We start from the raw sequence: 13,329 nt of genomic DNA, 5'->3' as shown, positions 1-13,329 counted from the left end.
CACATCCTTTTTTTTACAGCTATTGGCGTCAGTACGCCTGCTGCGACGCGGGCGCCGTCTCCGCTTGGCGAGCGGGGGAGCGGGTAATCGAATACCAGGCAAAACCGAAAGCCAGCAGCACAAAGACAACACCTGCCCACGCATTGTATACCACCGAACTTTTTTCCAGCACAACGCCGCCGATCATGGAGCCAAACGCAATGCCCAGATGGGTAGCGGATAGATTCAGACCAAGCTGAATGTCAGACGTCTCCGGGGCATTTGCAATTAAGTACGTCTGCTGCGCGGGAGAAAATGCCCAGCTCAATGCGCTCCACACGATCACTACCGCCAAAAATACGTACAGGGGCACATGGGTGGTAAGCGGCAGCACAAGCATGGAAAGAGCAAACAGCGGAATCATCGTCAAAATGGAGCGGCCTGCACCCCATCTATCCGAAATCCAGCCTCCGATGCCGCCGCCCATGACAGCCGCAATCCCAAAAATGAAATACACGACGCTAAGCATGCCCTGCTCCATATGAATGGCGGACTGCAAAAACGGCGTAAAATATGCATACAACGTTAAATGTCCGGTCAGCATAAGAAAGGATACGAGCTGGGCACTGGCGATTTTCGAATGTTTCAGCGCACTGAATTGCTGCCGCAGCGGCACCTGCTCACCTGCCGCCTCTGTTTTTGGCAGCAGGATAGACATGCTGAGCAGAACGAGGACCGTCAAAATCGAAATGGCCACAAACGGCGCCCGCCAGCCATATGCTTCTCCAATCACCATGCCGAGGGGAACGCCCAGCACCAGTGAACCGCTGATTCCCATAAAGATAATCCCCAGCGCACGTCCTTTATACTCCGGTGCGACGAGAGCCGAGCCCATGGAAAGCGACAGAGCGATCACGAGTGCCCCACTGGCCGCTTCCAGCGCGCGGGCAGCCAGCAGCATTTCATAACTCGGACTGAACACAGCAAGAACATTACCGATCAGAAAGACGAATAACGCCCCGATATACAGACGCTTCCGCTCCCACTTTGCTGTTGCGGCTAACAAGACCGGAGCGGCGATAGCAAAAATAAGTGAAAAAACGGAGATTAACTGGCCCGCTGCACTAACCGAAACCTGCAGGTCCGCAGCAACCAGATGCAAAATCCCGCCAATAATTAATTCTACGGTTCCGACGACAAATGCCGAAATCGCAAGCATGTAAATTCTACGATCCATAGCAATCCCCCTAAAAAGTTACTACTATTATAGTAACCTTACAGAAAGATGACAAGAAAAATTTATTCACTTTCGTTCAAAGAAGAATACAAATGGTACCATTAATAGATTTATCGCCATAAAAAAAGATCCCCGCTCATGAAGCGAGGATACATTCACAGAATCACTCAGGATCGGATGTTGAATCATCCTTCTCTGGCCTGTCGTCATCTACATCATCGTCGCTATGATCGTCAGGATCGTTAGGATCATCGTCGTTCTCATCATCATGTTTCTTCCAAACGGTAGATGTAACAATGCCGCTATTGCTCTGCACATAGACATTGGCCGTTTCTTTTTTCCCGTTCACTGTCACTATATAATGCAAGCCCTTTTCGGTGGATACGGTGGAGATGTTTGTAATTTGACCATCGAGCTGCTTTAGGGCGATTGCCTTTGCTTCCTGCTTAGTAAGCGGAACCGCAGTGACACCGTTGTTCGTCAAATCATCTGTTATCGTATGCTTCTGTCCCGTCCTGCCAACCGCCTCCTCCAGCGTTAGAGGAGTGTCTTTTCTTTTGATCAGTTTTATATCGTAGATTTTCTCCGTATTGGCATCTACATGCAGTTCATACAATCCCCGGTCATTTTCTAAGGATATTTGATAATCGGCCTTGTTGGCTCTCGTTTCTAGTACTTTTCCTCCGTACAGTTTTGTGGCCACCGCTTCCGCCTTTTTGGCTGTAATGAACGTTGGATGCTCATTATAAACCATCTCAAACAATAGGAAAGCTACGCCCACTATACTAAGAACAAGAAGTGTAACCTTCACTTTCATTTATAGCGCCTCCAGCTTCGGAAAGATGACGGTAAACGTAGACCCCTTGCCTTCCACGCTCTCCAAAAGGATGTCACCATGGTGTTGTTCGACAATTCGCTTCGCAATGGAGAGGCCCAGGCCCGAGCCTCCCGTTTTACGGCTTCTTGCTTTATCTACACGATACATTCTGTCAAAAACGTGGGCTCCAGCCTCCAACGGAATGCCGATCCCATAATCCTTCACAGTAAGATGTACCATTTGCTCTTGCTCTTTTAGCCCTACCTCGATTCGGGAACGTCCGTACTTCTTGGCGTTGTCTATTAAGATGATGAGTACTTGAACAAAGCTTTGCTCATGAACTTCGATAAAAAAGTCCTGCTTCTCATGATGAAACTCGATCGTGTGGTCATACGTCCGCTGCAATCGTTGAATCGTCTTTTCAACGATCGGTACGATATTTACCACTTCTTTATAATCATGGATCATCTCTTCCGGTTTTGCCAATTCTAGTAATTGCTCTGTTACATATTTCATCCGGCTTGCTTCCGACCCGATCGCTTCGATCGCTTCCTCCAATACATCCGGCCGCTCTTTTCCCCACCGCTGCAAGAGTTTAATATAGCTGTCAATTACGGTTAACGGTGTTTTCAATTCATGAGAAGCATCCGAAACAAATCGTTCCTGCTTCGCGTAGCTTTCCTCAAGCTTTGCTATCATGCGATTAAACGTCATCGCCATTTCATGAATTTCATCCTTCTCTTGATTTGTAATATCAATTTGATCATACGTTTTCTTTTCTTCAATCGTCTTCATCGTTTGCGTCAGGCGCTGTATCGGTGACGAAATAACCTGACCTAAAAAACGACCTGTCACAAATAAAATTATAATGACGCTCATCGTTGCGAACACGATGACCCATTTTAAATCATTAATATTTTCATAGAGAGCGTTCGCGTTCTCAAAAACTTGTAAGTTAACGATCTCTCCATTTTCATAAATCGTAGGAACCGAAGCCATAATAAAGGTAGAGCCTTTATACACCACAACACCTTCAAACTGACCATTTTTGAACGTCCCCGGTATATTTCGGTATTCCTTGGATTCATTTGTTGTCTTCTGAATGAGCGGTACAGCCTTCGAATTAATGATATGGATCACCCCATCGCTCATTACATACGTCTGCAATATCTGCTCCATGCTTGTCTTCTTGTTCGTATTCAGCTCCTTAACAATGTTGCCTGCTGTTTGAGCGAGACGGCTTTGTTCAGAAGACACCACCACATTTTTAAATATAAAATAAATAGCGGTATTGGCAATCAGCAGCAGAACGATAGAAACAACCGTTGTGGATAACTGGATTCGGGCTTGTAATCTCATACCCTCATTCCTTTATCATATATCCGACACTGCGGACCGTTTGGATCAAGTGCTCTTCCTTTGAATCGGCTAATTTTTTTCGTAAATAACGGATATACACATCGACCACATTCGTCTCTCCATAATAATCCATGCCCCATACCTCGGTTAAGATTTGCTCCCGTTCAAGCGCCCTGTTTTTATTGTTCACTAAATAACGGAGCAAATCATATTCTCTTGGCGTTAATTCAATAAGCTGGTCATTTTTATACACTTCTCTCGTATGTATATGAATCGTAAGCGAACGGATTCTGAGGATATCCGATTCTCCCGCAGAAAGAACGTTCTCCTTCATGCGCAGGTGCGCTCGGATTCTGGCCAATAGCTCTTCAATTTCGAAAGGCTTGGTCATATAATCGTTCGCACCTGCATCAAGCCCATTCACTTTATCATATACAGAATTGCGTGCCGTCAGCATAATGACAATCGTCTCGTTGTCCTCCTGACGCATCCTGCGCAGTACTTCCATACCGTTCAACTCAGGAATCATTACATCTAAGATAACCAGGTCGATTTTCTCCTTAGCCAGAATAGCCATTCCCTCGCGTCCTGCATAGGCGATGCTGACTTCATACCCTTCATACTCCAGCTCCAGTTGAATCACCCGGGCAATTTTCTCATCATCCTCAACGAGTAAAATATGCTTTTTCACCTTGTCACCTCATGTGTAAGTCCATCCCCGTCCACTTCCAAAATGCGAAGTAAAAAACCATCATCACAATAATGTAGAGGGGCATTAGGACCGCACTTACTTTTATTAGCTGTTTTGCATCATAAGAAATGTTCCCGTCCTCATAAAATAGCAGCAAGGCCTTTGAACTGACAGGAAACGTTATGCAATAGTTCATCCCCAGTAAGCTTAAGAATACAACCGCCGCAGGATCAGCACCAACCGTCTTTCCAAAAATCAATAAGCTCGGGATAAAGACGACAGCACGTGTCGTATGGGAGGTAATGTATAAATGACTTGTGACTGTGATCAGCAGGATCACGAGGACCGTTAACCATTCCGGAGGATGAACGAATACATGCAGCGCACCAAACATTTCTGTTTCCATCCATTTAACAACTCCGGTATCAACCAGCACCTTGCCAAGTGCCGTTGCCGCCGCAACAAATACGATTAAATTCCAGGAAACCGACTGCAGTCCCTTTTTCCAGCTAATCACTCCATATGTGGGCAGCATCATCAAGATCGCCCCGCCCATTGTGACTAGCGCGGTATCATATCCGTGTATCCCTTCCGTCACCCAACCAATCATTAAAACGGAGATTAATCCGAGCGTTTTCTTTTCCTGCACATGAAAAGGCTGAGGGGATTGGGCCTCTGCTTTTCCCCTTAGATGTTCGATCTCTTCCGCTCCGTCCTTTGGCCACAGCATCTTTTTTATTATAACAAAGGTAAGCGCCGTAATGACAACAGCAAACGGCGCTCCCCACATCATCCACTGTAAAAAAGAAACCGATTGACCCGCCGTCTTTTCCAGTATCCCGATGCCAACAATGTGAGCCCCAGCACCAATTAACGTGGCGGATGTGCTCATTAAAATGATGACAGGCACCATAACGGCCAGCGCCCTTTTTTCTTCACCTGTAAAGGTTTGAGCCAACTGCTTGATGATCGGCATGGATAAAGCAGCCCTTCCCGATGTAGACGGGATAAAAAAAGCGGAAGCAACCAAGACGGAGGCAGTCCCAAAAAGCACCTGGCTCTTTTTCGTGGATCTACTCATGATAGATCGGCTGAACCGCTCGGCCAACCCTGACTGCTTCACAGCTTCTCCCATGATAAACGCGCCAATCATCAGCCAAACAACCTCTTCAGCAAGGGCATCGTACAGCAGCTCCGCCTCCGCCGCCCGCATAAAAACGATGAACACGAGAAGGCCAACAGCCACAAATCCAGCGGGAATCTTCGTACCCACCCACAGGGTCATAGCAGAAAGGAACGCGAATAAAGAAACCTTGGCCCGATAGTCCAAACCATCCGTCCACATGATCAGCAACAAGAACAGCACATGGACGCTGATGAGAAGAGCCATCTTAACCGCCGTTTGATCGAGCAGCGAATACATACGCTGCGTTTTCTGGACATTGCTGTGCATGCCTGTCCTCATTTTTGATAAACCTCTTGCTGACTGATATTTCGCTTCGCAACCTCTAAACCAATGAATACTTGCCGCAGGACGGATTCTATACTTTCCTCAATCCAGAGCGGAGCATTTTTCATCGCTGTTTCCAGCGTGGTTGGTTTTTGAATAATGCTGGCATATGCATCGATCCCGGCAAGATAATTTAACTCAGCCCCCTTGCCAATGGTGCCGGTTATGGCGATGACCGGAATGTTATTTTTTTTCGCAATCCGAGCGACCTCTGAAGGAACCTTCTCATTTGGTGTTTGAAAATCCAGAGCCCCCTCTGCTGTTATGACAATATCTGCTGCCGCAATTCTTTCTTCTATGTTAATGTAGTCGATAATAAGATGAAAACGCGGGTGTAAGGAGGCGCCTGCAAAAGCGATCAATCCTGCACCCAATCCACCGGAGGCACCACTGCCGGGTAAAAATCGGACATCAAGCGATACCGCTTCTTGAATTAGAGACGCATAATGCTCGAATGCCGCCGAGAGTTGCTCTACCTGCTCCGGCGTTGCTCCCTTCTGCGGACCGAACACTCGAGCTACCCCTTTATCGCCGCATAACACATTCGTCCAGTTGCATGCCACATTGATTACAGCCTGGCGTAAGCGTGGGTCCAGCTGCGTCGTGTCGATAAAGTCAACCTGTAATAAATCGCCTCCACCTTCAATATCCACGATGCGACGTTTCTTATCATAGAATCGTACCCCCAGGGCCTGGGCCATTCCTGCTCCTCCGTCTGATGTGCCTGAATCCCCGCAGCCGATTAAAATATGGTCAACCCCTAGATCAAGCGCAGAGAGAATCAGCTCTCCTACCCCATAGGTTGACGTTTTCAATGGGTTTCTTTGCTCACGGGGCACAAGCTTTAATCCTGCAACTGCTGCCATTTCAATCACGGCTGTTCGTTTATTTTTTTCTTCAAAAATACCAAAGTAGCTCACGATTTCCTTCCCGACCGGACCTGTTACCTCCCTGTAAATCAACTGTCCCCCCTTCAATTTCACGATCGATTTGGCAAACCCTTCTCCGCCATCCATCATCGGAATGACATCGAGTTCAATCGACGGGTCAAAGCGCCTTACTCCCCGTTCCATCGCTAACGCTACTTCCTCTGCGTCCAGGCATTCTTTAAATCCTGACGGTGCAATCACAATTTTCATTCTTAATCACTCCTCAAAACCTTCTAGTATTTTCTAGTAGAATAGCTTTACAAAACTAAAATCGGTTTAAAGAAACATTAAGAATTGATTAGAAACCACGGCCTATAGATCGCTAGAAGACACCGTAATGATAAAAGAATCCCCCGCCAGGACGTCTATAGTCCATCTGCAGGGGATTCATAAAACATCATTATATTATATTCAATGCAGGATGCTCAGCAGAATGGTAAGCGTGACAAAGCTTAACAGCGTCGTCACAAGCGTGCTGCTGGATACAAACTGCGGCTTGGCGTTAAACTGAATCGCATACATCGTCGTTGTTGCTGCGCACGGCATCGCAGCAGTGGTCACCAGTACGTTCTGAAGAAGCGGATCAAGCGGGAAGAACTGGCAGATTCCATAGGCAAGCGCAGGAGAAGCCACGAGGCGAATAATGCTCGCCAGGCTGATCCCCTTCCACTCAATGTAGGAGGTAGACACATTGGCAAGCTGCATCCCCAGGATCAGCATCACGACTGGGATCGCGGCCTCGGCCACCATATCAATCGTTTGATAGAAATTAATTGGAATCTCAATATGAAGCTGCTGCAGCAATACCGCCAAAACAACCGCATAGTTCGCAGGCATTCTAAGCACCGTCTTGATCGCGGCCTGCATGCCGCTTTGGCCTCGGGCGGCAAAATACACACCAAATATACTCATGATGATCGAATGAAACACCATCAGCGGTATTGAATAGGCAAAGCCCGCTTCCCCAAAAGCAAAAAGAATAATCGGCGCGCCGTAATTTCCGCTGTTCATAAAAGCGGTGGAAAGCATCAGAGCGCTTTCCTTCTGCTTATCGTATTTGAATATCTTGGCTGTCAGCATCGTCAAAAGTATGAGGCTCAGAAGCAGAAGAAGGGAAATAACCACGATGTAAAAAAGATTCTTATTTAACGGTGTGGTATAAAAGGTTCGAAATATGAGTGCCGGCGTCAAAATATAAATCGCCATGGCAGAGATCGGCTTTAAATCAAGATGAAAGACGCGCTGTAGTATATAGCCGCTTAAAAAAATAAGAATTACGGGCAAAATGACAGTAACAAAAATCATACGACCTCTCCCACCTATCTCATCCTATTCATACATGCATATGCCATTACGCCCCTGCTCTTTCACCTTATACAAGCATGTATCCGCCACCAAAACAGCTCGCTTCAGATCAAAGGGAGGAAGCAATTTTGCAGCTCCAATCGATACGGTTATCCGCGGCAGAACCACTCCATCCTCTGCTAGAAAAGTTGTGCTTTCAACCTCTTGACGCACATTCTCAAGAAAACAGGACACGTTCCTATCGTTGGGGGTGGATATGTACAAAATAAACTCTTCTCCCCCGTAACGCCCGACGAAGACAGGACATGCATCTCTATCAATCTCTTTGCATCGTTCACGAAGAATTGCGGCAAGCTGCTTTAATACAATATCGCCTGTGAGGTGACCGTATGTATCATTGATGTTCTTGAAATAGTCAACATCAAGCAGCACGATATAACCAGGTACTGCTGACTGTGATGCTTGTTGTGCACATTCGAAGAACTTGCGCACATTATACAGTTCCGTAAGCGGGTCCCGCTCAGCAAGGAACAGCAGCCGCTCCTGCATCTTCTGTTGTCGACATGAACTACGAATAAAAACATAAAGAATATACGCCGCCAGAAGAAATGATAGATATCGCACAGGAAAAATCGTCAGGAAAGCCCGCCATCCATCCGGAACGATAAAGATGATTGGCACATCAGAAATGGCCCAAACGGAACTAAAAAGCACAAACCTGCGCGCAGCGTTGAATCGTAGTGAAAATAATGTAGGGAGCACCATTCCAAACAGCACTCCCGGCACTGCCCCCTCGCCTCCCATCCCGAATCGCCAAGCAGAGACAAGAATAAGGGCAGGCAGCGCTTCCTTGCCACCGCGCAGAGACGCGAGAAAGACAAGGGGGATCGCACGCAGGTCAAAGCGATAGCCATTGTAGGTAATAGGAAGATACAGCATGGCGATGGAAGCGGCTGAAACGATCGCAACGATTCCTATACTCACCTGTATCGGCTTACTCCTTCTATTTCTGGCATACGCCTTGTAATTTTCAATACAAAAGTGCATGAGTAAAATAACAGCTATATTTGATAGTACGGATTGAATCATGACGCTACTCTTCCCCCGAATGGATGCGAAATACCGTTCGCCCGCACCCTCTCTTTCTCTTATTCTAATGCTCCATATTTATCTTTGAGATGTTGGGGAGACATTCGTACAATGCGCTGTAAGACAAAGGTTAGAACCGCCAGATCATCAACAATGCCAAAAAACGTTAAAAAATCTGGGATCAGATCAAACGGAAACACGATATAGCCAGCCAGAAGCAAAACAGAGACAACCTTTTTCTTTATCGGCACCTCACGCGAGGTAAAAAACGCACCCAGAAACGGGATAAAGCGTCGTACGTTCAAAATAAAGCGCAGTCTATTAATAAATTTCCTCAAGGGTAATTCCTCCTATAAAAGTAAATCATCTGCCGTCCATTACCACATATACAAAAAACCTTTACCTGTGATTGGCAAAGGTTTCTATACAGTAAAAACCTTTACCCTGTGGCAAAGGTCTCGCTAACAACAATCATGCTGCCAACCAAGCCGGAGATACAGATCCCGAGATGACGACTTGGCTGTCCTAGCTACTCCCCTTTGGAGAAAGCACAAATTTTATTGTGTACATCATAATGAATATTATACATCAAGTCAAGGGATACGCTGATCGTTCCTGAGGCTGCACTTTTTTCCGTCTACAGCCTGATTTTTCACTCGTCTCCCTTTTATACTAAGCAAAAGTATGATAAAAAGAGACAAGCATACAAAAAGGAGAGACTACGCATGAGAGCAACTCCCGTTTCCGGACACAGCCGTATTGTATCGTTAGATATTATCAGGGGTTTCGCCCTGTTTGGTATTCTGCTGGTTAACATGCCTGCCTTCCATTCTCCTGCTTTTATCCGGCAGATCTATACTTTGCCGCAGCATCTGTCTCCGCTCGATAATGGCATCCGCATATTTTTTGATATGTTTGTGCAGACAAAATTTTATACGATGTTCTCCTTTCTATTCGGACTCGGATTTTATATTTTTATGCGCCGGGCTGAACAAAAAAACATAAAGAGCGCTGGTTTGTTTGCACGACGACTGCTTATACTGCTTGTTTTTGGCTTATTGCATCTGATCTTCTTATGGTTTGGCGATATTCTACATACATACGCGCTGGTCGGTTTTCTCCTTCTTCTCTTCTATAAGCGCAGCAATACGGCGCTGATCGGCTGGGGCTTAGGGCTGCTGTGCAGCTATTATGCGCTGCTGGCCCTTCAATTGGTAGTTGAGCCTACTTCCTCGTATGCTGCGCAGCAGCAGGTCATCAGTGCAGCTAAACTAGAAGAAGCCGTACGGATGTATCAGGATGCTTCGTATACTGAATGGCTTGCGTATCGGCTTCAGGCAGAGGTAACTCTTATTTTAAGCAATGCTCCATTCTTGATACCGGCCATCCTTCCCTTGTTTTTGTTCGGTCTGTATGCCGGACGCCGCGGCATCTTCCAGCACCCGGAGCAGCATAGAACATTTGTTACACGCGTCTGGATAATAAGTCTGCTGATAAGCGCACCGCTTGTTGCAGCCGTCGCCCTGGTTCATATGGATATTCTTGCATTCGATGCCAATAAACCGCTGGCCATCCAGTTGTTTGTTACCATGAGCGGCGCGCCTTTGTGTCTGTTCTATATCTCATCTTTTGTATTACTGCTTCAAAAGCAAAGCTGGCAAAAGCGGCTGCGTCCGCTCGGCTTTGTCGGACAGATGGCGCTGACCAACTATATCATGCAGACCGCTCTGAGCCTTGCCGTTATTTATGGCTTTGATCTGTTCAATCGGATGAGCCTCGCCTTTGGCACCTTTCTCTGCGTAGGAATATATGGTCTGCAGATTGTGTACAGCCGTTTCTGGCTTACGCGCTACCGTTTCGGTCCGCTCGAATGGCTCTGGCGCTCGTTGACATACGGATATTTCCAGCCACTGCGCAGAGAGCACATTCGCTCAGCAAAATAAGATTCTGAAGAAAAAAGGGCTTTTGCTTTCTGTGATAAGAAAGCAAAAGCCTTTTTTGTAGAAGTACTATCGCATATCTTTTTTTATCAGTTCGTTTGAAGGAGAAGAGAGCTTTTCTAGAAAACAATTCAGCAAAGCGAAAGCGCGCTCCTTATCACACTCTCCCATAAAGGAGAACTGCATCCAGTTTCTCTCCAGCAAATAAGCACTGCGGTAGCTCACTATGTATCCCTCTTCTTCTAATTGCTCCCCCAATGTCCGCGAACACACAGAGGGAGGCAACTCAATCGTGAAGACTGCTGAAGAATTCTGTTCATCTGCACACAGGCTCCGTACGCCGCATGCGCAAAGATGCGAATGAAACCAAGCTGCAAATTGGGCGATGCGTACGAACGGTTCCTCCGTACGATAACGCACAAGCGCTTCTTTTAATGCGTACATGAGGTTTGAGGACTGCGTGAACGGAATACCATTATATGCCGCATACACGCCAAGGTCCATATACCTCGGCAGCATATCCGGCGCGGGGTGAACATCGTGATGATAGAATACCATGCATAGACCCGGATACCCTCCGAGCCCCTTGCCACTTACCGATGATGCTATATATACACCGCGTAGATCAACAGGCACTACACCAAGAGAGCTGATGCAATCCAAACATAACCGTATGTCGTATGTGGCACACAGTCGCTTCAGCATTGTGATATCGTTCATCATACCCGTCGAAGTCTCACAGTGCACCGCCCATATCCAATCAATGCTTGCATCACGTAGAAGCAACTCCTCAATCTCTTCGGCCACGAAAGCCTCCCCCCACGGCATATGCCATGTCTGAAAGGAAAGTCGCAGTCCTTCGGCATGCTTGATCAATCTTGCACCGAATTCACCATTACATAAAATCAGTCCCCGCTTCCCCAACCGTGAAAGCTGCCCGGCAACTACATCGTTGGCAAGCGTTCCGCTCCCAAGCATCATCTCTACATGCCGGGCATTCGTCAATTGGCATAACGAGCGTTTTACCTGCTGAACATCATGGACAAACTGTGCCGAGCGATGAGAGATTGCCGACTGCTCAAATGCTGTCCGCACCCGTTCCTCCACCTGAACCGGCCCCGGAAGAAAGCTGATTGGCGGCACTGCTGAATCTGATGCTTCTTTAGTAAGAACAGCAATGTTCTTCATCAACATCTCTCGTGTAGCATACATAGGCTGATACTGCGCCTCCCTCGTACCAACAAGGGAAGCAAATGGGACAAAACCCAGATGCCGATAAAGCTTCTGCTGTCGAACGGTGCCTGAGATCAGCGCCAGTTCATATCCCTCCTCTGTACAGTATGCAAGCAGTCGCTGTACCAGCCCGACAAAAACACGACCACTTCGATACATTCTCCTAACAGAGAGCAAGCGTATCTCACACATACGATATCCACGAGGCAGGTATGTGTCCAATGCTTCAAGTTTTCGGTCCAGCGAAAACGGTCTGCTTCCCCGCACCGCAATCATACCAGCCAATTCGCTGCCGCACAGAGCAATCATATACGTATTCTCCTCATGAAAAGCATCCACCAACCGCTCTCTATCATTTTCCGCGTGTTGAGGAATCTCTTTTACGAAGGTTTCATAGTTTAGCTTATGAATCTCGTTGAATTCCCACTCTTCCGTCGCTAATTTGAATGTATAGCGCGACACTGCCTATCCCCTCCTGTTCTTTTTTCTCTTATTAAGATCCGCCGCGATATCCCTGCGATGCGCAAAGACAACGACAACTGCGATGACAAGCAAGCTAACCGCCTGCACGTCATCCATTTGCCATATAAAGACGGCGAGCGGCATAAGAAGAAAACTCAGCAGGCCGCTTATCGTAAAATTGCGTACAAGCGGATACGATACAACACATAAAGCAAGCATGTACAGCAGAGCAACAGGATCATACATAGCAATGACACCGAGCGCGGTGGCCACACCTTTGCCCCCGCAAAACCTAAGCTGCACCGGCCAAATATGCCCACTGATAACTGCCAGCATCGAAAGCAGCATTCCCCAATCATCCATCCCTATTGATGATGCGAGCCATACGACAACCGCACCCTTAGCAAAGTCCAATAAAAAGATAACAGTAAACCAGCCAAAGCCAAACATTCTTCCTGCATTACGGGCTCCGGCATTTCCGCTGCCTACCGTGCGGATGTCACGGTGAAAGAGCAGACGGATCACATAGTATGCGGCTGAAAAGCAGCCGATTATGTATGCAGCGACTAGCATGAAGAGGTTCTGTATGAGCATCCGCCTCCTCCTTCCTTCTGCACCTTTCAATGCTTTGCGCAGGAAGTATACTCCTATATTGTAAACCATCCACCGTCATCCCGTATGAAAATCACTTCAAATTTGTAGTTGATTAAAACACAGCATGGCATTACAATCATTTTTATAGGTTCATTATACTAGTATTAATTACCCAAAAACTAAG

12 protein-coding genes are annotated in these 13,329 nt (G+C 46.9%); 1 reads left to right on the top strand and 11 read right to left on the bottom strand.

The window, feature by feature from the left end:
* Positions 1-28: 28 nt before the first annotated feature.
* The 9 genes from AB3351_RS04355 to AB3351_RS04315 form a co-directional block, all read right to left on the bottom strand.
* Entirely contained in the window at positions 29-1,216 is a 1,188-nt protein-coding gene (locus AB3351_RS04355) for an MFS transporter (RefSeq protein WP_371145903.1), read from the bottom strand.
* A 163-nt stretch (positions 1,217-1,379) separates the two neighbouring features.
* A complete protein-coding gene (locus AB3351_RS04350) occupies positions 1,380-2,033 on the bottom strand; it encodes a PepSY domain-containing protein (RefSeq protein ID WP_371145902.1) in 654 nt (217 codons plus the stop codon).
* Entirely contained in the window at positions 2,034-3,392 is a 1,359-nt protein-coding gene (locus AB3351_RS04345) for a sensor histidine kinase (protein ID WP_371145901.1), read from the bottom strand.
* A gap of 4 nt (positions 3,393-3,396) precedes the next feature.
* The gene (locus AB3351_RS04340) at positions 3,397-4,083 is read right to left on the bottom strand and encodes a response regulator transcription factor (RefSeq protein WP_371145900.1); all 687 of its coding nucleotides are present in this window, start codon (positions 4,081-4,083) and stop codon (positions 3,397-3,399) included.
* Positions 4,084-4,087: 4 nt separating this feature from the next.
* Positions 4,088-5,536 (bottom strand): SLC13 family permease, encoded by a 1,449-nt coding sequence (locus AB3351_RS04335; RefSeq protein ID WP_371145899.1) that lies wholly within the window; start codon positions 5,534-5,536, stop codon positions 4,088-4,090.
* Between the two features lie 8 nt (positions 5,537-5,544).
* Positions 5,545-6,732 (bottom strand): glycerate kinase family protein, encoded by a 1,188-nt coding sequence (locus AB3351_RS04330; RefSeq protein WP_371145898.1) that lies wholly within the window; start codon positions 6,730-6,732, stop codon positions 5,545-5,547.
* 201 nt (positions 6,733-6,933) lie between these two features.
* A complete protein-coding gene (locus AB3351_RS04325) occupies positions 6,934-7,827 on the bottom strand; it encodes an AEC family transporter (protein ID WP_371145897.1) in 894 nt (297 codons plus the stop codon).
* 24 nt (positions 7,828-7,851) lie between these two features.
* Entirely contained in the window at positions 7,852-8,874 is a 1,023-nt protein-coding gene (locus tag AB3351_RS04320; RefSeq protein WP_371146261.1) for a diguanylate cyclase, read from the bottom strand.
* Between the two features lie 101 nt (positions 8,875-8,975).
* The gene (locus AB3351_RS04315; RefSeq protein ID WP_371145896.1) at positions 8,976-9,254 is read right to left on the bottom strand and encodes a YkvA family protein; all 279 of its coding nucleotides are present in this window, start codon (positions 9,252-9,254) and stop codon (positions 8,976-8,978) included.
* A 387-nt stretch (positions 9,255-9,641) separates the two neighbouring features.
* Between AB3351_RS04315 and AB3351_RS04310 the strand changes: the two genes are divergently transcribed.
* Positions 9,642-10,859 (top strand): DUF418 domain-containing protein, encoded by a 1,218-nt coding sequence (locus tag AB3351_RS04310; RefSeq protein ID WP_371145895.1) that lies wholly within the window; start codon positions 9,642-9,644, stop codon positions 10,857-10,859.
* Between the two features lie 66 nt (positions 10,860-10,925).
* Here the strand turns inward: AB3351_RS04310 and AB3351_RS04305 are convergent, their stop codons facing one another.
* Positions 10,926-12,551 carry an aminotransferase class V-fold PLP-dependent enzyme gene (locus AB3351_RS04305; RefSeq protein WP_371145894.1) on the bottom strand — a complete coding sequence of 542 codons (1,626 nt, stop codon included), beginning with the start codon at positions 12,549-12,551 and terminating at the stop codon, positions 10,926-10,928.
* Positions 12,552-12,554: 3 nt separating this feature from the next.
* Positions 12,555-13,145, bottom strand: a complete 591-nt coding sequence (locus AB3351_RS04300) for a glycerol-3-phosphate acyltransferase (protein ID WP_371145893.1) — start codon at positions 13,143-13,145, stop codon at positions 12,555-12,557.
* Between the last annotated feature and the right edge of the window lie 184 nt (positions 13,146-13,329).

Origin of the sequence: Aneurinibacillus sp. REN35 (assembly GCF_041379945.2) — a bacterium.
Lineage (GTDB): Bacteria > Bacillota > Bacilli > Aneurinibacillales > Aneurinibacillaceae > Aneurinibacillus.
This window is presented reverse-complemented; position numbering and strand designations above follow the sequence as displayed.